Origin of the sequence: Francisella sciaenopsi, from assembly GCF_045862875.1 — a bacterium.
GTDB classification, from domain to species: domain Bacteria; phylum Pseudomonadota; class Gammaproteobacteria; order Francisellales; family Francisellaceae; genus Francisella; species Francisella sciaenopsi.
In genome coordinates, this window is record NZ_BTHG01000001.1 from 478,511 (window position 1) to 502,822 (window position 24,312).

Below are 24,312 nucleotides of genomic sequence, written 5' to 3' on the forward strand. Positions count from 1 at the left end.
TTACTCTACTATTATGTTTTGCCATCCTTGAGCAATATCCGCACTATTTTTCAACCAATAATCAGCTATCATATCTCTTATCGTAATATTACTGTCTTTATAATTTTTAATATTATCAAATACAAAACCATCACCACCAGTAGTTAAAAAATCAATCGTTGCAAGCTTATATGTTTGCTTTTCATTTAATGGTTCATCATCTATTAAGACATTTTTTATATTACCAGCACTATCTAATGAAACGTTCAATCCTGCAAGCACTCCTACTTGTTTATCTCCAAGTGGCTGCAGACTATGCTCAATAAGCTTTAGCAAATCACTACCTTTGATATCTAATGTAATAACCATATTATCAAAAGGCATTGTTTCATAGATCATCCCATAAGTAATATTACCTTGAGGTAGAGATCTTCTGACACCATGTGAGTTAACGAGCGCTAAGTCAGAGGCTGTTTGACCCTTGATAATATTTGCCAGTGTATATGTTAATGGAATATTATAGTAACCATTTTGAGCTTCATCTGACAACTCTTTAGGGGCTTTAGTTATGACCTTATCAAGTTCTGCTTTGACAGAATTATTATACTTAGCTAGTATATTGTTAACATCTTTATTCGGTTTAAGATTTCTTGTTGCTTGTGCTAGATTAATAACCTCTGGAGTTACCTTGCATACATCTGATGTGTGGCAATCATAGTGCAAGACACTTATATCCTTACCTTGACTCTCTCCTTGCTCTACTACAACGCCATTTTTAATACCATTAACAAATTTATGGCTATGTCCAGTTAATACCGCTGAAATACCATCAACACCATTTACTACCGCATATATCTCTGACTCATCGCCTAAATCAGCCCTCTTTGTGAAAAAGACTTCAGAGTTTTGTTGATCAGTAGGAATATGTGTAAGTAAAACTATCGTATCCGGTTTTGGAAGATTATATCTATTATAGTTATTTATATATTTAACCCATTTGTTAGCACTTGTAACAGGATCTGTGAATTTAAGATTAGAAATATTTTTCTCTGCTGTAGTTTCAGGCGTTTCTAAAGTCGCTAGCCCTATAAAGTATATTGTTTTACCACTAGGCAATGTTTCATAACCAAATGGCTTAATATAAGCTAAAGAATCCTGACTTGTATATTTTCTATAAAAGTAATCAAATAACGAGTCATCTTTATAACTAATATTTACCGCTAAAAATCTGATACCATTTTTTTCATACCAATGCTTAAACCACTTTTGACCATAATCAAAATCATGATTACCTACAGCAGAATACTTAACTCCGATATAATCAAAGAAATCATTAACAACATCGCCGTGTGAAATATTTGATATACCCGTACCTTGATAATTATCTCCTGCTGCCACAACTACTAAGTTCGGATGTGTTTTTCTATAGTCATCAATAAAACTAGCTATCTTTGCTGCTCCAACCATGTCTTTATTTGGTTCAACCTGACCATGAAAGTCATTTAAAGACAAAACCGTTATATCATCTTGAGCATATCCAAAAACAACACTAAAAAAAATTATTATAAAACTAAAGATTCTTTTCATAATTATTTCCATTAATTATAATGATAACTCTTGTATGAACCTAAAACTTTTAAGAAAGTACTCTTCTTAAGTACTTCTAATAAAGCTTTTTGAACATTTTCATCATCCTCAGATCCTTCAAAATCAATGAAAAATAAATAATTCCAAGCTCTATTTCTTGATGGTCTAGATTCTATTTTTGTAAGATTAATATTATTTTTCCCAAATACATTCAAAGTATTTACAAGCGCATTTGACTTATCTTCAACAGAAAAAATCAATGTTGTTTTATATTTATTGTTTTTTGAGTCAAGCTGAATATCATCATATCCCATTAATAAGAAACGTGTATAATTAAAGTGTTCGTCTTCAAACTCATCTTGAAAAATCTTTAATCCGTATGTTTTTGCAGCAAGTTCTCCAGCTATTGCTAAATGATCTTTTATATTTTTTTCAAAAATATACTTTGCTGCTCCTGCCGTATCAACAAATGCTTCTGGAATAAGCTTTAATTTATTAAGACTTTTTGAGCATTGTGATAGTGCTTGCGGATGAGATATTACACTTTTGATATCAGAAAATTGAACCCCTTCTAATCCCATTAAGCAATGCTTAATTTTTAATACTACTTCAGCTTTTACTTTTAAATTACTTTTGATTAACTCATCATAAGCAGGTACAACAGATCCTGCTAATGAATTCTCAACAGGAATCATTACAAAATTTGACTTACCAGTTATCGTGTGCTCAATAGCTTCAGAAAATGAGAAACACGGAACAGTCTGAAAATCTTTGATATTTTGTTGATTTAAGAAATTAGTTATTGCCTGCTCAGAATAAGCCCCATGCTCACCCTGAAAAGATACTTTAATCATAATATGTTATTAATAAGCTCGTCTAAGCAATATAATACATTATGAAATAATAAGATAGAAATATTTATTTAGATATAATTGTCATCACTGATAGCTTTTTTGATTCCTTCTTGCATATCTTCCGCTGGTAAGCATAGATTTTTTGCAATAGTAACAACAATAAAACTAATCACAAGAATTATTGCTGAACTCCAATATAAATCAAGATCTCCAGTTCCCCCAAATGAACTAAAATATGAAACTAATGTTACTAAAACTATATATACCCAGAACCATATAGATTCTCTAAGATTCCAATGAATTTCTTCTGACCTATCCTTTCTAAAAGTTCTATAAACACCAAGCATGACCAAGGCAATAATTAAAGCAATACCTGCCTTTGAAACTATTGCCCAACCACTCCATAAAAATACTAAAGTAGCTGCAAACATACCTAAAGTTGATAACAAATAAGCGCCTTTAAGCCTAAAAGGTCTGTGCATATCTGGTAAGTGATGTCTAAGTGCCATGGTGGATGTTGGACCAGTAATATATGTAAGAGCTATCAAAGATGTTAAGAAAGTAGCCATTTCTTTCCATCCAGGAAACGGTGCAAACATAACTAAAGCTATCAAGAAATTAAGACCAATAGCATAAATTGGTTTTTGCATAATCGGACTTAACTTTCCTAAAATACTTGGTAGATAACCATTATGTACCATCGCACCTAATGATTTCATTGCGATACTAAAGTAAATTAAACCAGCCATAAGTGGAAAAACTATAGCCCCGAAGTACAATGGATACATAACCCACTTAACTCCAAAACTCTGAGCCATTATCGCAAATGGTCCGAAACTAGATGACGTAGCTCCTGGCATGACAACACCATGCCAATCATTATTATGCACAAATTTTGACATAACCAGCAAATATGCAGCTTGCAAAAATAGAAAAATAACTAAACAAATCAAAACCGCACCAACTGTTGCTACTGGAATTGATTTCTTAGGATTTTTTGTACTACCTGCTAATTCTACAATAGTCTTAAATCCTGTAAAAGCATAAGCGATACCACCAACTGAAACTGCAGCCAATACACCATTAAAGCCAAATGGCATAAATGATAACTCTTCAGCCTTTATATCCTTTAAAGCAGGTAATGTAAAACAAAAAATAATAAATACTATAGATATGAATATTGGTACAGCAACCTTAAATAAGGTAACAATATTATTAATTTTTGCTAGCCATTTAAGTGAATAAAAATTAATAATACAGAATCCCAAAAGGAAGATTATCGCTAAAGGTAATCCAGCCATCGACAAAGCACCATCTCTACTGGCATCGATAAGCGAAGGATAGAATACTGCTAAATATTGAATAACGGCTTGAACTTCGATTGGTGCTAAAACCAAGTATGATATCCAAGTGATCCATGCAAACATATAACTTGTCATAGTTCCATGTGTGATATGAGGAATACGTGATGTAGATCCCTCAACAGGCACAATTGTACAAACCTCAGCAAACACTAAAGCTATGAAGACCATTAAAATAGCACCAACTATCCAAGAAATAATAGATCCTGGCCCAGCCTCTTGAGAAGTATACTGAGCTGCAAACATCCATCCTGATCCCATAATAGCACCAACACCCATAGCTACTAAGCTAAGGGTGGAAAGACTTTTCTTTTCCATCTTATCCCTTAATTAAAAATTATTAATGTAATTATGAGTTTACTGTGAATGACCTTCCTTGTAAATACTTTAGCTATTATATAACCTCTCTTATAATTCTATCATTTAGTGTACTCATGATGTCATACTCAATAGTATTGACTTGTTTAGCCATTAAAAAAGCACTGTTCCTATTGCGTGGAATATCAGATATTAACTCTACAACATCTCCAACTTTAACATTATGCTCATTATGACCTAATGAAACTGTCAAGCCGTCCATACTCATTCTACCAGCCATTGGATACATTACATTATCAATATTTACAACCCCCCTATCACCAAGTTCTCTTGGAAATCCATCACCATAACCAATTGGTATCACTGCGACTTTTTCGCCATCGAAACCTCTGTATATCATAGAGTAGCCCACCCCATCACCCTCTTCTAATTCAATTATCTTAACTACTTTTGATAATAACCTTGCGATAGGTTTTATTTCTCTAATTGATCTTTCAACATAAAACTCTGGAAGAAAACCATAAATGAGGATTCCAGGTCTAACCATATCGTAACAAATTTCTTTGTCACCAAGGAAACCATAAGAATTTGATAGATGACAAATTATATCTTGAGATAACTCTTTAGCATAATCAACAATTTCTGAAAATCTTTTTTTCTGCTTAACATTAGTTGGATGATCTCTATTATCAGCACATGCCAAATGACTATATACACCCTCAAGTATAATCCATTTAGAATCATAAACTCTCTTTATAGTCCTACAAACATCATTGTAACAAACACCCATACGGTTCATGCCGGTATTTACATTAACATGAACATATATCTTTTTATTAAGCTCTTTGGCTATTTGCTCTAGCTTTTCAATATCATCATAATCCTGAATACTAACTCTAATATTTTCAGAGACCATTTTTTCAAGATACTCATAGTATATTACTCCAAATACTAGCACGGGCTTTTTAGTGATAGCAGTAACTCTAAAAGCCTCTAAAGAGTTAGCCACTGCAAAAAAATCAACTAAATCATGCGTATTTTCTACTATCTCTTCAATACCATGTCCATAAGCATTTGCCTTAACAGGAAAACATATCTTAGCGTTGCCAACATACTCTCGAATAATCTTAATGTTATTTCTCAAAGTTTGTTTACTAATTTTTAGAATATTCATAAATTTCCCACACTATTTATAAATTACATTATTAATTTTATTTTTTAAAACTAGAAGTGAACAAGCTGCAACTATAGTAACTATAGCTATCCACATAAACAAATTTTCATATCCCAAATAGCTATTAATTTTAGCTTGACCAACTAGTAGAGAGCTTTTAGAATTAGCTAAATCTTTACTAGCATAAAGCGAAGCCACGTATGCACCAAGCTTGATCCCAACAGCCCAAGTTAAGAACCACATTCCCATACAAAAGCCTCTTACCTTAGTAGGAACAAGTTGAGTTATCAAAGATAAACCAACAGCTGTTGCCATAATCTCAGCCCATGAAAAAAATACTCCAACTGCTACTACTTCCCACCAAAATGAAACTTTTGAAGAAGGATCATTAAATACGCAAACAAAATACAAAAACGCATAACATATACCAGCAAATAATAAACATAAAGCAAACTTGCTAGTTGATCTTAATCTATCGCCCATTTTGTTAAAATACATAGCAAGAATTGGAGAGAAAATTAAAATCCCTGAAGTATTTAATAGTCCTGGTACAGTTTGTGAATTCAATTTTATACCCAAAACATTTAAATCTACATGATGAACATTAAATAAGAAAAATGACGTTGTTTTTTGAGCATAGGTCATAAAAAATATTGTTGCGTAAAATATAAACACTAATAAAAGTAGCATTTTCAAACGATACTCTTTATCTTGCTGAAAAGTAATATTTATAAAATAACCAACAATAATAACTACTGCTAAAGCTAGCACTATAATAATTAGACTACTAAAGTAAAGTAATCCCGTAACTACTGAGATAAAAAATACTATACCCACCACAGCTAAAACTAACTGTTGAAAACTAAGTGTTTTTTTACCAACTGGCGCAGCTATTGTCGAAAATAATTTCTTATTCATAAATATATTGCCAAGAGCTAATAACACTCCACAAGCACACACTCCTAAAGCAATTCCATAATGTCTATTTTCTAAACCGTATGAATCTGCACTACTTAAATAAGGTATTAAAATAGCACCTGATAACGCCCCAATATTGTTAGCCATATTAAAATACGCATATATAGAATCTAGCTTTGCTGGATCTCCTGCATATAATCTAGATACACTATTTAAAGTCATCGGCACAAATAAACATGCTCCAACGATAATCATTGCCAACCCAATATAAATCGAAAAATTCATTAGCATATCACTAGTTGCTAATAATGAATAGCCTAATAGTAAACAGATACCACCAGCTATTAAGGTTCTTCTAACACCTAAAGCTTTATCAGAAATAAAGCCCCCTAATGAGCTTAAAACATAACAAAGAGCAGTAAAAGAACCTGCAAATGTTGAAGCATACGATTCTGTAAGATTTAACTTATTTATGCAAAAGAATATTAAGATATAAAAGAAACCAAAAAAACTAAACCTTTCAAATAATTGCAATAAAAACAGTGAAATAAAATATTTCGTTCTTTGTTTTGCTTCTATATGCTGCACTTACATATCCTCCTCATATTAGCGGCAAGCCGTTTTAAAGCTATTTAAACTAGTCAAACAGCAAATCGTGTTAAATTATTACTCTTTAAAGTACTACTTACTTAGTAGAAAAGTAGGCGAGTAGATTAAAAATCAAGCTCAAATGATTCTTGCATATTTTTAATAAAATTATCAAGTTTAAGACTAACCAAAAAGTTCTGCAATCTTCGCCCACAACTGCCGTCAGCAATATTAATTAAAAAGCTAAACACCACCAAGTCTACTAATGATAGCTTAGAATTGAAGAAATACTCTTTTTCACCTAAATAATCTGCTAGAGCCTTTAAATCACGCTCAGCTTTTGAATAAATTTCATTATTGGTTAGGTTTGTAACACCAGCAGCCTTTAATTGGCGCAGAATATTTCTCTTTGCAACAGGATAAACTATACTCGCCATGGCCTTTGGTAGTTTAGTGGATTCTAGAAAATCCTTCTTCCATGTATAATTATCTTTATCAGCCCAACGACTATATACTCCAACCCAGTACAAGCTATCCTCACATAGCCTTATAAATGCTGTAGATATGGCTTTTTGCTCAGAATTTAGATGCTCATCCAAATTATTATGATTTTGCTTATCTAACATTTCGATAATGAGATTGCTATCAGCAAATTTCTTCCCCATAGTCTCTATATATGGCATCTTACCTGTTGGAGACTTATTAAACTCCAAACTAAAATGATTCTGATAACTTAAATCAGTAGCTTTTAGATATAGTTCAAGCTTAAGACAAAAAGGACTACAACTATAATTTCTGCCTTTTAACTTTGGTAACTGGTGTAAATGAATAATCATAATTTTCCTTCTTCATCAAAATTTATAATATTATGTACTGATGATCGTGATTGAGAATCCTCAAATTGTTCAGATACTATATTTTCTCGAACAACATCAGCCTTCTCAAATTCTGATATAACAATATCATCAAGCCTACCGTTTCTAATTACTATATATCCTCTAAATCTTTCATCAGATGATGAACTGTTATAATCGAATGAATATACTCTATAAAAAACTAAACGCCTATTCTCAAGCTTAACATCTATTTTGCGTAAACAAACAGTTTCATCTAGCAACTCCAAGTCATATTTTGCTGTTGAACGTTGCGCAACATCTACAGCATATTCCTTATTTTTCATAAAATTACGCCATAAAAAGAAACATAATCCTAAAAAAATAATCGTATACAAAGCTAACGACATATAACTACCTTGAAAATATCTTGTAAAATATCATTATATGTTAAAATCTACTCGTTAAAAACATACTTTTTGATCGCTTTGAAAATTTTAAAATACTTCTATGGTTCTTTCTTTGTAACTCTTATGGGTATCGGTATTGCTATATTTATTTATCCAACTGCTCCATTAGAAACAATATACTCAGTATTAATTCTGGCTATACTTGAAATTTCTCTTAGTTTTGACAATGCCGTCATCAATGCAAAAATTCTTGGACAGATGTCACAAAAATGGCAAAAAATCTTTATTTACTTAGGTTTACCGATCGCAGTTTTTGGTATGCGTTTATTATTCCCAATTTTATTGGTAAGTGTCACAAGTAATATTAACTTTGCTAACGTAATTACACTTGCTCTAAACGATCCTCAACAGTATCAAAATATATTAGAGCATTCGATGCCTTATATCTGTAGCTTTGGTGGTAGTTTCTTACTTATGGTTTTCCTAAACTTTTTTCTCAGTGAAAATGAAGGTCATCATTGGATACCTATAATTGAGAACAATAGGATTACAAGAAAAATTCGTGATTATAATGGTGGGTATATTCTATTTGCAATCTTTATTGGTTTAATAATCATCTATGATGCAGAACCTGATTATCAAGGCAGTTTAGCAATTGCTTACTTTTTGGGTATAGTGGTACATGAGAGCATTGGTATGCTTAACTCTATATTTGATACATCACATATAGATAGCTCGACAGTTGCTCGCAACGGTATAATGGGATTTATTTACCTTGAAATAATAGATGCATCATTTAGTTTTGACGGTGTAATTGGTGCATTCGCTATTACAGCAAATATTATCATAATTATGATTGGTCTCGGTATTGGTGCAATGTTTGTAAGATCACTGACCATACTATTTGTAGAAAAGAAAACTCTGGCAAAATATATATATTTAGAACATGGTGCTCACTACGCTATTGGTTTTTTAGCAGCTGTGCTATTACTAAAGATATTCGTTCATATTCCAGAATGGTTTAGTGGCTCTATAGGTATAATAATCCTATGTATAGCATTTGTGCACTCGTCACTAAATAACAAGAAATAGACTAGTCAGTTATTTTCTCTTTAGGAATACTACATTGCAGAGCATTGTAATTGAATTTCAACATAAAATTTGGAAAATAATCACATACAACCATTTTATCATTAATCTCTGCTTGCCAAACATAGACGCCAACACCTCCAGGGTCATTTGAAATAATCTTATCGAGCTTTACTTGATTTGGATTTACTTCGTAGTTTTTTGCTGTGAGCTTGATCATATCTTGTCTAGATTTTGCGCAAGATGCCAATAATAAAATACAAAATGTAATTATAACAACTTTCTTAAACACTTAAATTAAACCTTCTAGCTCTATGATGTTATTCGCAATAAATTCTGCTTTTGAAATAACATTTTGACGACTTACATGCTCTACATACGCGATAAATTTATTAGCATAACCACTTTCATATAGCTGATAATCTGTATAACCATCGCCAACAACTATAATTTCGCCATTTATCAAATCTTTGACTTTATCAAAAGCGCTTAACTTTGAATCACATGCTCCATTAGAGTTATCAAGAGTCTTAAAGCTTCCATCGTCATTCCAAACAATATCTACTGCAAATATATTATCTCGTGGAATATGCAAATAATTTGCAAATGGCTCGATACTCTCAGTTAATCCACCACTAAAAATCCATATTTGATAACCTTTATTTCTAAGTGTTTCCATTATTTTTTTGATACCACTTGTCAATAAGTCAGGACAATACTTATCTGCAAAATCTTTGATACTTTGCTTTGTTGGACTTGCAATAGCTAATCTTTTTTCAAGAGATTCTCTAAAACAAATATCTCCTTGCATACCTAAATTGGTAATATGCTCGATCTCTTTCAGCTTTGAAGGAGATTGTTTTAATAATGGCTCTAAGATCAACTCTAGTGATTCTTTTTTAATCAATGTTGAATCAAAATCAAAAATTATATTTTTCATAAAATACTACTTTAAATAAACTCCATGCAGAGCTGGAGGAATTAGAATTGGTAAATATGCTTTATATACTAAACTTAAATCAGTTGCATTTAAATAGACAATATAACTAAGTTTCTTATCTGTATCGATAACATTTACAAATATAAGACCAGCATCTTCAGTTTGAGCTTGTGGATTAGCTATAAATATAGGTTCTGAGACAAAATCATTTCCAAAACAATATTCAACCACATCATTATTTGATAAATCTATTTTTATTATGCTATTAAAAAATTCTGCTTGAGTTGTACGCTTAGCTAGATAAACATAACGATAGTTTTTTACTAGAAATTTCTCATTAATCCTTGGAAACTCTACATTAAGAGTAGAAACAGTTTTTCTGTCTATAGAATTACAATTAACATCAACAATAATTCGTGTAAATTGCGTCTTTAATTTACAATCACCCTCTTCAATATTTTTAAAATAGAATTTCTTATATGGTTCAAGATTATCGATATACTCAATAAAATCTAGATATATCTTATTATTTTGTTCAAAAGCATTAACACTATGAAGGAAGACCATACTTGAAATATCCAATATGCTCACTTTATGTGTTTTTCGATTGATAAGCACTAATTTACACTTTGCATTTGGATCATAGGAGATCACCTCTGAAACAGGCTTAGTCAAAAAATCAAGTGGATTTGCTCTTAATGGACCTAAATATAAAACAACATAGCTCTCTGTAAGAAATAGCGTATGATTATATATAAATTGATTATCATAGAACTCATATATTTTTGTTCTTTGTGAAGAGTTTTTCGCAATTTTATAAATAGTATATTTACAACTTTTTGATATATCGACGACAAAGTTAAACTGCTCTTTTGTGATAGGATCAAACTGAGGATGCGCACAGCTAAACTGCCCTTTGATTTTATCACCAAATCTAAATTCGTTTAATGTATGTAGATCATCTTTATCAAACTCAATCATAGTAGTTACTTCACTAGTTGCCAATAAACTATCTTTCACTTTTAGGATATTTACATTACAACTTGGTTTTTCTACCTTAACTCCTAATATAGTTTTGATTAATGATCTTATTCTAGCAAATTTATAAGGCACAATTGTACCAAACTCATCGAACTTTATACGTCCTTTAGTAGCAGCTAGATATTGCTCAGATTGTAAGTATTTATTTGAAAAACAAATACCTTTATTGCTATTAGTAAAGCTATATAGCATAGCCAAACCATCAAACCAATGATTTAGCTTAATATTTCCATATTCAAACTTAGCTGGCCCGACTCTCAAAACCGTTCCATCAAACCAATCAGGTAAATTTGATACTTCAGGTTTCAATATATATTTAGTAAATTCTTCATCTACATTAACAAAAACCGATGATAATTTATCCATATTTAACTACCAAACATAATACCACTATTTACATTATACTTATTATTGTTAGTTAGTTTAACAAAACGATAAAGATACAATAATATAAATAATAGTTATTAATTCTAATATTTACTTTTTTTCTATATAAAAATTGCTTATTATTAAGAATCTTAATTAATTTATATAGAACTAAAGATGCAAAAATCTTCAAAAAAACCTTTGGTTTCTATAAAGAACCTTTCAAAACAGTTTGATGATGGTCATTTAGCTGTTGACTCTGTTAATCTTGATGTTTATCCAAAAGAGTTTTTTTCTTTGCTAGGTGGCTCAGGAAGTGGTAAAAGTACTCTTCTTAGAATGCTAGCGGGCTTTGAAAGACCTACTGATGGCAAGATAATTATTGATGGTGTAGATATGTCTAATACTCCACCATACAAAAGACCTGTTAATATGATGTTTCAATCATATGCTCTTTTTCCGCACATGAATGTTAAACAAAATATTATGTTTGGTTTAAAGCAAGAGAAATCTCTAAAAAAAGAAGAAATAGAAAAAGCTACTGATGCTGCTCTAAAAATCATAAAAATGGATCATCTTGCTAAAAGAAAACCACATCAATTATCTGGTGGACAGCGTCAGCGTGTAGCTCTAGCAAGATGTTTAGCAAAAAGGCCTAAATTGATTCTCCTAGATGAACCGTTATCAGCGCTAGATAAAAACTTGCGTGATCAGATGCAATTTGAACTTGTAGATATTCAAGAACAGACAGGTAGTACATTTATAATGGTAACTCATGATCAAGAAGAAGCTATGACCATGTCTACTCGAATAGGTATCATGACTGACGGCTGGTTAGAACAAGTAAGCACTCCTTCTGAAATTTATGAATTCCCTAAGAGTCGATTTGTAGCTAATTTTATTGGTAAAAGTACAATTTTTGAAGGTCGCGTAGAAGCAGTAAGTAGAACTCGAAGTATTATAACTTCAGAGCAAGCTGGTACTAATTTTGTATTAAGAAGAAATATAGAAGCTATTGAAGATCAAGAAATCTGGGTTGGATTACGTCCTGAAAAAATAGTTATCAGTAAAGACAAACCAGAAGATTATAACCCTAACAAACCTGTGAATTGTATTAAAGGTATTGTTGAAGATATCGCTTATATGGGAGGTTTATCTACTTACCATGTTAGGACTGCTAATGGCAATATAATTAAGTCTACTGACTTCAATATTGAGAGAAATGCAGATCATCCTTCTTGGGATGATGAAGTATATCTCACTTGGGAATCAGAAAATATTATGGTGTTATATTCATAATGCAAAACTTAGAAAAAAGCTTTAGACATACTTTAGTGTACTTAGTTCCTTTTGTATGGTTTATGGTATTTTTACTTATACCATTCTTATTTGTTATAGGTATCAGTTTTACTTTACCAGCAGATGGTACTCCACCAGTTACTTCTTTGATGCAATTCAAAGACTCAACTGTAAACTTTACCCTATATCTGAGTAATTATATTGAATTAATTCATTACAATCTTATATTTATATCATTACTTAAATCTTTTAAGGTTGCCTTCATAACCACTGCCTTGTGTATCTTAATTGGTTACCCTATGGCTTTAGCGCTATCTAGAGCTAAAAAAAACACTCAAATCTTCTTCTTAGTCTTAATTATTATTCCATACTGGACTTCATTTTTACTTAGAACTTACGCTTGGGTAACGTTACTAGGCAATCATACTCTTAACCAATTCTTAATGGATCTAGGTCTGCCAAGTATGGCTTTGTTATATAATGATTTTTCAATGTATCTAGGTATGGTTTATTGTTATTTACCATTTTTGATATTACCACTTTATAGCACATTGATAAAAATTGATCCTAGTATATATGATGCAGCGGAAGACCTAGGTTCTAAACCAATAAACTCATTCTTTAAGATAACTCTGCCATTATCTATGCCTGGCCTGATTGCCGGTAGCTTGTTAATATTTATTCCAGCTATTGGTGAAGTAGTAGTACCACAGATCATGGGTGGAATGAATTCGTTAATGATAGGAAATGTTATTTGGGAAGAGTTCTTTACATCTAACAACTGGGGTATGTCTGCTGCAATATCTGTAGTACTAATAGTCGTACTAGTATTACCCATTCTGTGGATGCAACGTATACAAGCTAAGAGAACTTTTGTTTAGGAGGTATAAGCAATGAAAAAAATTTCATTTAGTAGCATAATGCTTGTATTTGGCTTGGTATTTTTATATATACCTCTAGTAATCCTAGTAGTTTTCTCATTTAGCGACTCTCAGATTATAAACTTATGGGGTGGCTTTACTTTTGACTGGTATCATGAAGTAATTAATGATGAAGATATTATAAATGCTACTTTTACTAGCTTAAAGATAGCGACTATAACATCAGTTATTGCTACAGTCCTTGGAACTATAGTAGCCTACGCTATGACTAGATTTAAATTTTTTAGATCAAGAAGTTTTTTATATGGTCTTGTAGCTACTCCTCTTGTTTTACCTGATATCATTCTTGGTGTAGCTTTATTACTAATGTTCTCGACATTACAACATCTTATCGGCTGGCCTCATGAGAGAGGAACTACTACGGTAGTTATAGCCCATGTAACAATGTGTACAGCTTATGTTGCCATAGTAATGCAATCACGTATAGCTAGTGTAGATATATCACTAGAAGAAGCTGCTCTAGATCTAGGTGCTGGCCCTATAGAGACTTTCTTTAAAATAACTTTACCTCAACTTATACCTGCATTGATTACATCAGCATTACTTACATTTACATTATCTATTGATGATTTAGTTGTCACAGAATTTGTAGCTGGTAGTGACAACCCTACTCTGCCAATGTATATTTACTCAACTGTCAAAAATGGTCCCACTCCTGAAATAAATGCCCTAGCAACAATTATGATAGCAATTATTATAATAGGCGTATTACTTGGTATGTTTATTTCTGCTAAATTCCAAAAAAGACAAGGCTAAAGCACTTACTCAAAAATCATAAGTACAATTGAAAGTATAAGTAATAACCCTAAAATTAAGTTAAATACCCTTAAATGATTTTCATTATTTAAAATTCTTTTGACTGAGCTACCTCCAAATAACCAAAACCCTGTACATAGAAATGAAACTATCATATAAATAACTGTTATAATAATTACCTGAAGCAACAAGCTCATATCAGTACTAACAATCGTATAAGTAGATACAACTCCAATTGCCATAATCCAAGCTTTAGGATTTATCCACTGAAATAATGCTGCTTGAATAAAACTTAACGGCTCACTGCTTTTTTCATCATCAAAATTAGATGATAGAATTATCTTAAATGCCAACCACAACATATAAACACCCCCTACAACTTTTATTACTGTATGTAGTGTTGGATGATTTATAAAAATTGACTCTAAGCCAAGCCCTATAATTAAAACCATAAAAGGAAAGCCAAGACAAACTCCTAAATAATGAGATAGAGTCTTTCTCACGCCAAATCTAATTGATGATATCAAAAGCATAAGATTATTTGGTCCAGGTGTAATAGTCGATGATATGCAAAATAAGAACAAAGGTATGTAGAAACTCATATAATTAACTTTAAGTTTTAAAGTAAAGATTATATCTAGAAAATAATTAATTATGATATCTTTTTCAGCAAATAACCACTATGAAATTATAATATTCTCAAAAAGATAGATAGATAGATATAGATAGATTATTCGTCGATTGAAACGAACTTACGATTTAAAGCACCACCAACATGAAACTTAACAGTACCATCTTTAAGAGCAAATAAAGTGTGATCTTTACCACAACCAACATTTACACCAGGATGAGTCTTAGTACCTCTTTGACGCAGAATAATTGTACCTGCTTTAACAAACTCACCACCATATCTTTTAACACCTAAATACTTAGGGTTTGAATCTCTTCCATTTCTAGTACTACCACCAGCTTTCTTATGAGCCATTTGTATACTCCTTAAATATTCTTAATAAAATTATAAACTAATAGATGAAACTTTTACCGCTGTAAAATACTGACGGTGACCTTGTTGCTTCATGCTGTGCTTACGACGACGGAACTTCATGATCTTAACTTTTTTGTTACGACCTTGTTCTACAACTTCGCCTACAACTTTAGCACCTTCTACAATAGGAGCGCCTATTTTAACTTCGCCTTCTGCTGTTTGACCCATCAAAACTGTATCAAATTCAACTTTCTCGCCAATTCCAAGATCGAATTTCTCAAGTTTAACAACTTCGCCTTCTTTAACCTTGTATTGCTTACCGCCATTTTTAATTATCGCGTACATTTATTACTCCATTTATTAGATTTTAAATCCTCAGAACTGCCTACAATCAATAGACTTCTGACTTTTTGTTATTATTCTATAGTATCTAGTTACAAAACTAGACACCATATTATAACAAAAAACCCAAAAATCACAAGCCTGATTCCGATGCTGCTATTATTTTTATATATAAATCTCATGCCATAGAATTATCTTATTTTCACCATCATACTTTAACCAAAGCATTACATCAAAGATATCAATAGTTTCATCTAGACGAGTAACTTCTGCAATCATAGGTAAATACTACTGATTTATTATCTACAATAATATCAATAACTTTATAATCGATTTTTGCGATAGTTTCTTTGAACCCACATAGAAGATCAAAATATATTTCATGATCAACATTGAGATAATTTCGACCATTCGCAAAAACATCGAATCTCTCAGCAACTACTTCTGATATTTTATCGATTGTTAAATCACTATCACATATTAAATATTCTCCGTTCCAATCAAGTAATTTATGAACTAAGTCTTTCATTGAAATTTTATAAATGTATTTCTATATATCTCTAGTATAACACCAGCAATTAACTAAATGATCATTGACTAGCCCAGCTGCCTGCATATAAGCATAAATAATAGTTGGACCGACAAAACTCATTCCTCTTTTTTTGAGGTCTTTTGAAATTTTCTCACTAATAGTAGTTGATGTCGGAACTTGACTATGAGATCTCCAGCTATTCTTAATCTGCTCAAAATTAACAAAATTCCATAGATAATCACTAAAGCTAACAAACTCCTTTTGAATTTTAAGAAATACTTGAGCATTTTTTCTAACAGAATAGATTTTCAATTTATTACGGATAATATTTGGATTATCTCGAAGAGCTTCAAGTTCAGAATCTGACATACTTGAAACTTTGATAGGATCAAAATTATAAAAAGCATCACGATAACCTTGACGCTTTTTTAGAATAGTTTCCCAATTAAGACCTGCTTGAGCTCCTTCTAATATCAAAAGCTCAAAAAGCTCCCTATCATCATATTTAGGAACACTCCATTCATTATCATGATAACTTGCATAGAGTTCTTGATTAGGTTTATTACCAAAGCAACGATTTTTAGAAGTCATAAGAAAGCCCCACATTAATTATTATGATCATTTTTGAAATACTTGTGAGAAAAATAATTTATTGAGTTATCGTTAAATTAAGAAGAATAATTACTCAACCTTACCATGACATTGTTTATATTTCTTACCCGAACCGCAAGGACATGGATCATTTCTTTTTATTTTTGGACCTTCTCTCTTAACCTGCTGAACTTTCGGTGCTTCTTCTTGCTCTTTATCATCTTCTGATTGGTTATTGTCAATAACACTTTCATGCTCAGCTTTGATTTCACTCATAGACTCTTTCCACTCTTCTTGAGCTCTTTGAGTTTCTTCCTCTGTAGCAATTCTTATCTTAGCAAGTGAAGATATAACCTCATACTTAAAGTTATCTAGCATAGTTGAAAACAACTCAAAAGCTTCTTTCTTATACTCATTTTTTGGATCTTTTTGAGCATAACCACGTAAATTTATACTATTACGTAGATGATCAATTGAGCTTAAATGCTCACGCCAGTGACTATCTAATGACTGTAGTAATGAGAACTTCTCAAATTGTCTAACTGCACCAACTTCTAAGTTTTTAGTTTTCTCAGCAAACTCAAACTCTATAGCCTCTCTTACAAGCTTCTTAAGATCTTCTTCTCCTAGATTATCATCTTCTTCATAAAGCTTTTGTAAGTCAATCTCTATCATAAAATCAGATTTAAGTGCTTTTTCTAGACCCTCAAGATCCCATAGTTCATGCATAGAGCCCGCAGGCACATAGTCATGAAATAACTGTTCCGCTACATCTATACGAATATCGGCAAGAATTTCACTAACATCATCAGAATCTAAAAATGCTTGTCTTTGCTCATAAATAACTTTACGCTGAGTATTCACAACATTATCATACTCTAGTAAGTTTTTACGGATATCAAAATGATAACTTTCAACTTTACCTTGAGCTTTTGATATAACTTTTGACATAAAACCAAAAGCTAATGATTCACCACCTTTAAGACCTTTCTTAACTCTTTCAGCCATACTTTGAGAAGCAAAAATCCTCAAAAGATTATCATCCATTGATAGATAGAATTTACTCTCACCTGGATCACCTTGTCGAGCAGCACGGCCTCTTAACTGATTATCAATCCTACGTGAATCATGTCTTTCTGAACCAATAATGCATAATCCACCAGCATTTTTGACAACCTCGTTACGCTTAACCCATTCTGCCTTAATTTGGGCAACCTCCTCTGGTGTAGGATCCTCAAGCTGTGCAATTTCAACTTCCAAATTACCACCTAAGATAATATCGGTACCACGACCTGCCATATTCGTTGCGATCGTTACATTACCTGGATAACCTGCCATGGCGATAATACTAGCTTCTTTCTCATGCTGTTTAGCATTTAATACATTGTGTCTAATTTTCTTTTTCTTCAGTAAAGTTGATAGAACTTCAGATGCTTCAATAGACGCAGTACCAACCAACACTGGTTGACCTTTAGATATTCTTTGTTTGATGTCCTCAACTATAGCATCGAACTTCTCTCTTACACTACCATAGATTTCATCATGATGATCTTTTCTAATTAATGGTTTATTAGTAGGAATAATTATTACTTCTAATCCATAAATAGAATGAAGCTCAAAAGCTTCGGTATCTGCCGTACCAGTCATACCTGCAATTTTGTTATATAACTTGAAGAAATTTTGGAATGTAATAGATGCCATTGTTTGGTTTTCAGCATTGATTTTGACACCCTCTTTAGCTTCTATCGCTTGATGCAAACCATCTGACCATCTACGCCCTGGCATCGCTCTACCAGTGCTTTCATCGATAATAACAATTTCTTGATCACGCACAATATAATCAATATTAAGCTGATACAACGAATGAGCTCTCAAACATGCATTTAAATAGTGCATTTTTGTAATATTATGCGGACTATACAAATTATCATCTTCTTCAAGGATGCCTTCTTTTTTAAGCATACTTTCAATTTTTGCATAACCTTTTTCAGTTAAGTATGCATTTTTAGATTTCTCATCAACATAAAAATCTTTTTGCTCTTGATCCTCTTCTAACTCTTCCTTTTCTTGCTTTTCTAAAAATGGAACTAATCTATTGAAAAGATTATACATCTCAGAACTATCATCAGATGCCCCAGATATAATAAGTGGTGTCCTAGCTTCATCAATTAAGATTGAATCAACCTCATCTATAATTACATAGTTACGACTTCTTTGGACTTGCTGTTCTTTATCATAAGCCATGTTATCTCTAAGATAGTCAAAACCAAACTCATTGTTTGTTCCATATGTGATATCGCAAGCATAAGATTCTCTTCGTTGCTCAGGATTTAGATCAGCTACTATCACACCTACTGATAATCCTAGGAATTCATAAATATCACTCATTAATTCCGCATCACGCTTTGCAAGGTAATCATTAACTGTAATCACATGCACCCCATTACCAGTCAAAGCGTTTAGATATGCTGGCAATGTCGCAACTAAAGTTTTACCTTCACCTGTTCTCATCTCAGCTACTTTGCCTTGGTGAAGTACTATACCGCCAATAAGCTGCACATCGTAATGGCGCATATTCTTGGTACGCTTACCAGCTTCTCTAACTGTAGCAAACGCCTCTGGAAGAAGATCATCTAATGCTTCACCTTTTGCTACTCTATCTTTATATTCTTGAGTTTTTGCTTTTAACTCTTGATCGCTAAGTTTCTCAAACTCAGGCTCTAAAGAGTTAATTTTTTGGACTGTTTTAGAAACTTTCTTGATGAATCTATCGTTGCGACTACCTATAATTTTCTGTACTAAATTTAACATTGTTAACTAACCAAATACTTAATAGTTTTAAATAAAAATAATAACCTAAATGTACATTATATAGAGTTTATAAGAAATTTAAATTAAGATAGATACATTAATTGTACGAATTTAGACCATATACCTGTCATAATGAGATATTTTAAGCTAAAGCTGTCAATGTTAGTAACACTAAGTCTATTAACATCTTGTTGCTCCACAAATACTCAAAAACAATATGATATTAGAGCAAACACTGATATCCAACAGGTGCAAAAGACTAGCTATAAGCCATCTAAAATAGAAGATACAAATATAGAATCCATTCCACAATGGTTTATAGCAAATCAAGCAAACACAGATAAATTTTTATATGGTTTTGGTTCAGGAAAAACCTCAAATCAAGCAACTCAAAATGCTCTAGCAGATATGATCCAAAGACTTCAGGTGACTGTGTCAACAACAACTAGTTTCACTAATATTTCTAACAACAATAAGGTATCTCAAAAACTTATCCAAGAGGTTACGACTTCTTCTGCAGATGTTACAATTCCGAATTATCAATTAATAAATCAATCACAAACAAATAATACATCCTATATAGAGATTCAAATAAATAAATCTCAGACTATAAATGACTTAAAAGATTTAATTAGTAGTAATATCAAACAAACAAGTCAACTACTCTCCACTACATATAACAAAAGCTCTATTTATAGATTTAATATTACGCAACAAGCAGATAAAAATATCAAAATAATAAAATCAAGCCTAAGAGCACTAGTAGTATTATCTCCTAGTATTGATATCAATGACTACATGGAAGCTCTAAATCATATAGATAATGAACTTTTAAATGTTAAACGAACTATACAAATATATATTGATAAACAAAATAGTGGCTTCTTTTATAGCTCTTTAGAAAAATATCTACAAGTAAATAACTATATGATCACAGATAATAAAAATTCTGCAAATATCAGTATATCTCTAAAATTAAAAGACTATGATAACCAATTAATTAACAATTGTTACTGTATCAATACAACTATTGAGCTACATATAACTGATAATTTATCTCTCCAATTAGCTCCTAAACAATATGTAATAAAGTCTTGCTCAAATAAAGGAAGAGAATCCGCTATAGACAATGCTACTGAAATATTCTATTCTCAACTGAGTAATGCTACAAAAATATACTAGATTATTATGAGCATAAAAATTATTCCAGAAAAAATTGCTAATATAGATTCACACAGAACTAGAAAAAAAATTACTGAATCAACTTATGCTAGCAAAGATTTAATAGCAAAAGCTGTTAATCTAAATACCACTATAGAAGTAGCAAATAGACAATTGCATAAACTAAACCTACCGTACCTAAAGGATACTCAGCTAGTCTTCTACTCTCCAACTAAGATAATAGTACAAAGCGATAAAGAAATACTGAAATCAAAAATAAAAGAATTACATAGCCAGTTTATCACAAAATTAAACCAAACAACTCTGTTTTCAAGGGTTGAGAAAATAGAGCTTATTGTAGACTATTCAAACTATCAAACAAAAAAAGCTAACAGAAACCCACCTAATGAAAAAGCAAAGAAAGCATTAGAAAAAATAAAACTAGAAATTAATAAACCAAAAGAATAAATATACTATTTTTCAGTAATAGTACCTAAAGCAACTTCCATCATATTAGTGAAAGATTGCTCTCTTTGTTGAGCAGTAGTTGATTCACCTGTTATAAAGCTGTCAGATATCGTTACAACTGCAGATGCATTTTTACCCAACTCATTTGCTGTTGCAAATAAAGCAGCGGTCTCCATTTCAACTAAATCACAATCATACTTTTTGATAATCTTTTTGTAATCATCAGAATTCTTTCTATAAAAAACGTCTGTACAATGTGCTTTTGCTTTTTTAAGTTCTATATTTTGTCTTTTTGCTGACTCTTCAATATCCTTATTAAGCTCTTCTGAAGACTTAACATCGCGTGCCTTATCACCTGTTACAATTTCAACAAAATCAGATTCACAGTAACTTTCTTCAACAAGCACAACATCATAGACATTTAACTCTTCTTTATATGAACCAGCTGAGCCAACTCTAATGATATTATCAACATCATAATATTTAAAAAGCTCATAAGCATAAATGCCCATGCTCGCCATACCCATACCAGAACCCATAACACTTACTTTTTTACCTTTGTAAGTACCTGTGTAACCAAACATATTTCTGACAGCATTAACTCTTGTAACATTTTCTAAATAGTTATCTGCGATATATTTAGCTCTTAGCGGATCGCCTGGCATAATTACAGTTTTTGCAAATTCTTCCTTTCTTAATGTTTCTATATGAGGAGTAGGTAATGACATATCTGTTCCTTTTATCTTAATTATCGCTGAAGATATATTAGCATAAATTCCACAAAAATCTTAATTTTATAGCTTTTAATATCATTAACTTTAATTATATAAGTATTAACTTTAGAATTATTATTAATAGATATTAGATTTTGCCATGAATATTTTTAGAATTAAAATACGAGTTTTAGAAAAAATCTTAAGTCTCTATATTTAAAGATCATTTTTAGGATTAGCTTCATCAGAAGTATCAGGAGCATCCTCATCTGGTACAGTAGGAGCTATGACCTTTACAGCTTCGGCATTTGGTTTGTAACTATCTCCGTACTCACCTGGCTCACGTACCTCACGGCGCGCCATTAAATCATCTACCTGCAATGCGTCTATAGTTTCATATTTCATAAGAGCATCTGCCATAGCGTGAAGTATATCAACATTATCTTCTAATAACTTCTTAGCCTTATTATAGCTCTTATCAATCAACTTGCGTACTTCTGTATCTACCTCACGGATAGTAGAATCTGACATCTTGACAGATTTACCACCACTTCCACCAAAAGGTCCTTCATCTTCAACATCATATAAGACTGTTCCCATAGTGTCTGATAAGCCCCAACGTGCTACATAGTTACGCGCAATATCAGTAGCAACTTGAATATCATTAGACGCTCCTGTAGTAACATGGTCATAACCAAATATAAGCTCTTCAGCGATTCTACCACCAAATATACTACATAAACGTCCATGTAGAATAAGCCTACTTTGACTAACAGTATCACCCTCTGGCATATACATAGTCACACCAAGAGCTCTGCCTCTAGGTATAATACTTACCTTGTATACTGGATCATGCTCAGGCATCAGCTTACCAATGATAGCATGGCCTGCCTCATGATATGCAGTAAGCTTCTTCTCTTTCTCAGTCATAGCCATACTTCTTCTTTCTGAGCCCATCAAGATTTTATCTTTAGCCTTTTCAAAATCTGCCATGCTAATCTTATCTTTAGACTCTCTTGCAGCAAATAGTGCTGCTTCGTTTACAAGGTTAGCAAGCTCAGCACCAGAAAATCCAGGTGTACCACGCGCTATCCAGTCAGCTCTAACATCATCGCCTAGAGCTACTTTTTTCATATGAACTTTAAGTATAGCTTCACGGCCTTTAACCGTTGGCAAACCTACATTTACTTGTCTATCAAACCTACCAGGTCTTAATAATGCCTTATCTAAAACATCCGGTCTGTTAGTAGCAGCAATAACTATAACGCCTTCATTATCAGCAAAACCATCCATTTCAACAAGCATTTGGTTTAAAGTCTGTTCACGCTCATCATTGCCACCACCCATACCCGAGCCACGATGACGTCCTACAGCATCTATCTCATCAATAAATACTAGACAAGGTGCTTTTTTCTTAGCTTGATCAAACATATCGCGTACACGAGATGCACCGACACCAACAAACATCTCTACAAAGTCAGAGCCCGAAATCGAGAAAAATGGTACTTTAGCTTCACCAGCTATAGCTCTTGCTAGAAGTGTCTTACCCGTTCCAGGAGGTCCAACCATTAAGACACCTTTTGGAATTTTACCACCAATTTTTTCATATTTTTTTGGTTCACGTAAGAAATCAACAATCTCAGCTACTTCTTCTTTAGCCTCATCGACACCAGCCACATCTTCCAAAGTTACTTTTATTTCATCTTCGCCTAAAAGTTTAGCTTTACTCTTACCTACAGAGAAAGGACCACCTTTACTACCACCACCAGCTTTCATCATCATGTAGATGAAGAAACCAAAGATTAATAGCATAGGCAACCAATTCAGTAAGAATGCTAAAAATATATTTGGCTTCTCAGGTGCTTTTGCTTTAATAACAGCTTTGCTATCCTCTAACTTGTTGACTAAACTACCATCAAGCAGCGGAGCATAAGTCACAAAGCTTTCGCCATCTTCTGTCTTACCAGTGATAGTTCTACCGTCCACGTCTACTACGCTAATCTTATTATCTTTAAGCTTTGTTACAAACGAGGAGTAGTTAATACTTTTAGATGAGCTATTCGTATCATTAATACCATTGAAAAGCAGTAGCATCCCACCAATGATTAAAATCCAAAAAATAATATTTTTAAGCATATTATTTTTATTATCATTATTTTGTGCCATATATTTATTTTACCTTTTTCTTCCTTATGAAGTTTTAATACTAAAATCCACCTAATACTATAGTAAAAAATTCGATTATTAGCTAGTCG

24 protein-coding genes are annotated in these 24,312 nt (G+C 32.1%); 6 read left to right on the forward strand and 18 right to left on the reverse strand.

All coding sequences use genetic code 11. The features are described from left to right. The 7 genes from ACKTR7_RS02380 to ACKTR7_RS02410 all read right to left on the reverse strand — a co-directional run bounded on the left by ACKTR7_RS02380 (position 1) and on the right by ACKTR7_RS02410 (position 8,022). Entirely contained in the window at positions 1-1,566 is a 1,566-nt protein-coding gene (locus ACKTR7_RS02380; RefSeq protein WP_407876855.1) for a bifunctional metallophosphatase/5'-nucleotidase, read from the reverse strand. Positions 1,567-1,577: 11 nt separating this feature from the next. Next, positions 1,578-2,420, reverse strand: a complete 843-nt coding sequence (gene pheA, locus ACKTR7_RS02385) for a prephenate dehydratase (RefSeq protein WP_407876856.1) — start codon at positions 2,418-2,420, stop codon at positions 1,578-1,580. A 68-nt stretch (positions 2,421-2,488) separates the two neighbouring features. Further along, positions 2,489-4,099 (reverse strand): APC family permease, encoded by a 1,611-nt coding sequence (locus ACKTR7_RS02390; RefSeq protein ID WP_407876857.1) that lies wholly within the window; start codon positions 4,097-4,099, stop codon positions 2,489-2,491. A gap of 76 nt (positions 4,100-4,175) precedes the next feature. After that, positions 4,176-5,273 (reverse strand): alanine racemase, encoded by a 1,098-nt coding sequence (alr, locus tag ACKTR7_RS02395; RefSeq protein WP_407876858.1) that lies wholly within the window; start codon positions 5,271-5,273, stop codon positions 4,176-4,178. 12 nt (positions 5,274-5,285) lie between these two features. Next, on the reverse strand, positions 5,286-6,779 hold the full coding sequence (locus ACKTR7_RS02400) for a peptide MFS transporter (RefSeq protein WP_407876859.1): 1,494 nt from the start codon (positions 6,777-6,779) through the stop codon (positions 5,286-5,288). A 125-nt stretch (positions 6,780-6,904) separates the two neighbouring features. Then, positions 6,905-7,612: a glutathione S-transferase family protein gene (locus ACKTR7_RS02405; RefSeq protein WP_407876892.1), complete on the reverse strand. Its 708-nt coding sequence runs from the start codon at positions 7,610-7,612 to the stop codon at positions 6,905-6,907. After that, a complete protein-coding gene (locus ACKTR7_RS02410) occupies positions 7,612-8,022 on the reverse strand; it encodes a DUF3301 domain-containing protein (RefSeq protein ID WP_407876860.1) in 411 nt (136 codons plus the stop codon). Before ACKTR7_RS02410 ends, ACKTR7_RS02405 begins: the two co-directional genes overlap by 1 nt. A gap of 78 nt (positions 8,023-8,100) precedes the next feature. On the opposite strand from ACKTR7_RS02410, the gene ACKTR7_RS02415 reads away from it, so the two are divergent. After that, positions 8,101-9,114, forward strand: a complete 1,014-nt coding sequence (locus ACKTR7_RS02415; protein WP_407876861.1) for a DUF475 domain-containing protein — start codon at positions 8,101-8,103, stop codon at positions 9,112-9,114. A 1-nt stretch (position 9,115) separates the two neighbouring features. Here the strand turns inward: ACKTR7_RS02415 and ACKTR7_RS02420 are convergent, their stop codons facing one another. From ACKTR7_RS02420 to ACKTR7_RS02430, 3 genes are read right to left on the reverse strand one after another with little or no spacing between them, the layout of a single operon-like run. Next, positions 9,116-9,403, reverse strand: coding sequence for a hypothetical protein (locus ACKTR7_RS02420; RefSeq protein WP_407876862.1), 288 nt, complete (start codon positions 9,401-9,403; stop codon positions 9,116-9,118). Beyond that, complete coding sequence (locus ACKTR7_RS02425; RefSeq protein ID WP_407876863.1) at positions 9,404-10,051, reverse strand: HAD-IB family phosphatase; 648 nt, start codon at positions 10,049-10,051, stop codon at positions 9,404-9,406. Positions 10,052-10,057: 6 nt separating this feature from the next. After that, entirely contained in the window at positions 10,058-11,458 is a 1,401-nt protein-coding gene (locus ACKTR7_RS02430; RefSeq protein WP_407876864.1) for a carotenoid oxygenase family protein, read from the reverse strand. A 177-nt stretch (positions 11,459-11,635) separates the two neighbouring features. On the opposite strand from ACKTR7_RS02430, the gene ACKTR7_RS02435 reads away from it, so the two are divergent. The 3 genes from ACKTR7_RS02435 to ACKTR7_RS02445 are packed head-to-tail and all read left to right on the forward strand — an operon-like array spanning position 11,636 to position 14,454. Beyond that, positions 11,636-12,757, forward strand: a complete 1,122-nt coding sequence (locus ACKTR7_RS02435) for an ABC transporter ATP-binding protein (RefSeq protein WP_003015139.1) — start codon at positions 11,636-11,638, stop codon at positions 12,755-12,757. Further along, positions 12,757-13,638, forward strand: a complete 882-nt coding sequence (locus tag ACKTR7_RS02440) for an ABC transporter permease (protein ID WP_044525914.1) — start codon at positions 12,757-12,759, stop codon at positions 13,636-13,638. The genes ACKTR7_RS02435 and ACKTR7_RS02440 overlap by 1 nt, the downstream gene beginning before the upstream one ends. Positions 13,639-13,650: 12 nt before the next feature. Beyond that, the gene (locus ACKTR7_RS02445; RefSeq protein ID WP_044525913.1) at positions 13,651-14,454 is read left to right on the forward strand and encodes an ABC transporter permease; all 804 of its coding nucleotides are present in this window, start codon (positions 13,651-13,653) and stop codon (positions 14,452-14,454) included. Positions 14,455-14,459: 5 nt separating this feature from the next. Here ACKTR7_RS02445 and ACKTR7_RS02450 read toward each other — a convergent pair whose 3' ends face one another. The 6 genes from ACKTR7_RS02450 to secA all read right to left on the reverse strand — a co-directional run bounded on the left by ACKTR7_RS02450 (position 14,460) and on the right by secA (position 19,715). Beyond that, positions 14,460-15,056, reverse strand: coding sequence for a LysE family translocator (locus ACKTR7_RS02450; RefSeq protein WP_407876865.1), 597 nt, complete (start codon positions 15,054-15,056; stop codon positions 14,460-14,462). Between the two features lie 128 nt (positions 15,057-15,184). Continuing rightward, on the reverse strand, positions 15,185-15,439 hold the full coding sequence (rpmA, locus tag ACKTR7_RS02455) for a 50S ribosomal protein L27 (protein WP_004288034.1): 255 nt from the start codon (positions 15,437-15,439) through the stop codon (positions 15,185-15,187). 30 nt (positions 15,440-15,469) lie between these two features. Next, positions 15,470-15,784: a 50S ribosomal protein L21 gene (rplU, locus tag ACKTR7_RS02460; RefSeq protein WP_004288036.1), complete on the reverse strand. Its 315-nt coding sequence runs from the start codon at positions 15,782-15,784 to the stop codon at positions 15,470-15,472. Between the two features lie 247 nt (positions 15,785-16,031). Beyond that, positions 16,032-16,310: a hypothetical protein gene (locus tag ACKTR7_RS02465; RefSeq protein WP_407876866.1), complete on the reverse strand. Its 279-nt coding sequence runs from the start codon at positions 16,308-16,310 to the stop codon at positions 16,032-16,034. Positions 16,311-16,331: 21 nt separating this feature from the next. Further along, positions 16,332-16,904, reverse strand: a complete 573-nt coding sequence (locus tag ACKTR7_RS02470; protein ID WP_407876867.1) for a DNA-3-methyladenine glycosylase I — start codon at positions 16,902-16,904, stop codon at positions 16,332-16,334. Between the two features lie 90 nt (positions 16,905-16,994). Continuing rightward, on the reverse strand, positions 16,995-19,715 hold the full coding sequence (gene secA, locus ACKTR7_RS02475; RefSeq protein WP_407876868.1) for a preprotein translocase subunit SecA: 2,721 nt from the start codon (positions 19,713-19,715) through the stop codon (positions 16,995-16,997). 132 nt (positions 19,716-19,847) lie between these two features. On the opposite strand from secA, the gene ACKTR7_RS02480 reads away from it, so the two are divergent. Both ACKTR7_RS02480 and ACKTR7_RS02485 read left to right on the forward strand, forming a co-directional pair. Further along, positions 19,848-20,897, forward strand: a complete 1,050-nt coding sequence (locus tag ACKTR7_RS02480; protein WP_407876869.1) for an LPP20 family lipoprotein — start codon at positions 19,848-19,850, stop codon at positions 20,895-20,897. A gap of 6 nt (positions 20,898-20,903) precedes the next feature. Beyond that, the gene (locus ACKTR7_RS02485) at positions 20,904-21,344 is read left to right on the forward strand and encodes a hypothetical protein (RefSeq protein ID WP_407876870.1); all 441 of its coding nucleotides are present in this window, start codon (positions 20,904-20,906) and stop codon (positions 21,342-21,344) included. Between the two features lie 5 nt (positions 21,345-21,349). Here the strand turns inward: ACKTR7_RS02485 and deoD are convergent, their stop codons facing one another. Beyond that, a complete protein-coding gene (deoD, locus tag ACKTR7_RS02490; protein ID WP_407876871.1) occupies positions 21,350-22,072 on the reverse strand; it encodes a purine-nucleoside phosphorylase in 723 nt (240 codons plus the stop codon). 201 nt (positions 22,073-22,273) lie between these two features. Then, positions 22,274-24,223 carry an ATP-dependent zinc metalloprotease FtsH gene (gene ftsH, locus ACKTR7_RS02495; RefSeq protein WP_407876872.1) on the reverse strand — a complete coding sequence of 650 codons (1,950 nt, stop codon included), beginning with the start codon at positions 24,221-24,223 and terminating at the stop codon, positions 22,274-22,276. Positions 24,224-24,312: the final 89 nt, after the last annotated feature.

What these genes read in the sequence shown, in the direction of transcription:
- ACKTR7_RS02380 (WP_407876855.1), bottom strand. Translation starts at nt 1,566, where the DNA reads ATGAAAAGAATCTTTAGTTTTATAATAATTTTTTTTAGTGTTGTTTTT.
- pheA (WP_407876856.1), bottom strand. Translation starts at nt 2,420, where the DNA reads ATGATTAAAGTATCTTTTCAGGGTGAGCATGGGGCTTATTCTGAGCAG.
- ACKTR7_RS02390 (WP_407876857.1), bottom strand. Translation starts at nt 4,099, where the DNA reads ATGGAAAAGAAAAGTCTTTCCACCCTTAGCTTAGTAGCTATGGGTGTT.
- alr (WP_407876858.1), bottom strand. Translation starts at nt 5,273, where the DNA reads ATGAATATTCTAAAAATTAGTAAACAAACTTTGAGAAATAACATTAAG.
- ACKTR7_RS02410 (WP_407876860.1), bottom strand. Translation starts at nt 8,022, where the DNA reads ATGTCGTTAGCTTTGTATACGATTATTTTTTTAGGATTATGTTTCTTT.
- ACKTR7_RS02425 (WP_407876863.1), bottom strand. Translation starts at nt 10,051, where the DNA reads ATGAAAAATATAATTTTTGATTTTGATTCAACATTGATTAAAAAAGAA.
- ACKTR7_RS02430 (WP_407876864.1), bottom strand. Translation starts at nt 11,458, where the DNA reads ATGGATAAATTATCATCGGTTTTTGTTAATGTAGATGAAGAATTTACT.
- ACKTR7_RS02435 (WP_003015139.1), top strand. Translation starts at nt 11,636, where the DNA reads ATGCAAAAATCTTCAAAAAAACCTTTGGTTTCTATAAAGAACCTTTCA.
- ACKTR7_RS02440 (WP_044525914.1), top strand. Translation starts at nt 12,757, where the DNA reads ATGCAAAACTTAGAAAAAAGCTTTAGACATACTTTAGTGTACTTAGTT.
- ACKTR7_RS02445 (WP_044525913.1), top strand. Translation starts at nt 13,651, where the DNA reads ATGAAAAAAATTTCATTTAGTAGCATAATGCTTGTATTTGGCTTGGTA.
- ACKTR7_RS02450 (WP_407876865.1), bottom strand. Translation starts at nt 15,056, where the DNA reads ATGAGTTTCTACATACCTTTGTTCTTATTTTGCATATCATCGACTATT.
- rpmA (WP_004288034.1), bottom strand. Translation starts at nt 15,439, where the DNA reads ATGGCTCATAAGAAAGCTGGTGGTAGTACTAGAAATGGAAGAGATTCA.
- rplU (WP_004288036.1), bottom strand. Translation starts at nt 15,784, where the DNA reads ATGTACGCGATAATTAAAAATGGCGGTAAGCAATACAAGGTTAAAGAA.
- ACKTR7_RS02465 (WP_407876866.1), bottom strand. Translation starts at nt 16,310, where the DNA reads ATGAAAGACTTAGTTCATAAATTACTTGATTGGAACGGAGAATATTTA.
- ACKTR7_RS02470 (WP_407876867.1), bottom strand. Translation starts at nt 16,904, where the DNA reads ATGACTTCTAAAAATCGTTGCTTTGGTAATAAACCTAATCAAGAACTC.
- secA (WP_407876868.1), bottom strand. Translation starts at nt 19,715, where the DNA reads ATGTTAAATTTAGTACAGAAAATTATAGGTAGTCGCAACGATAGATTC.
- ACKTR7_RS02480 (WP_407876869.1), top strand. Translation starts at nt 19,848, where the DNA reads ATGAGATATTTTAAGCTAAAGCTGTCAATGTTAGTAACACTAAGTCTA.
- ACKTR7_RS02485 (WP_407876870.1), top strand. Translation starts at nt 20,904, where the DNA reads ATGAGCATAAAAATTATTCCAGAAAAAATTGCTAATATAGATTCACAC.
- deoD (WP_407876871.1), bottom strand. Translation starts at nt 22,072, where the DNA reads ATGTCATTACCTACTCCTCATATAGAAACATTAAGAAAGGAAGAATTT.
- ftsH (WP_407876872.1), bottom strand. Translation starts at nt 24,223, where the DNA reads ATGGCACAAAATAATGATAATAAAAATAATATGCTTAAAAATATTATT.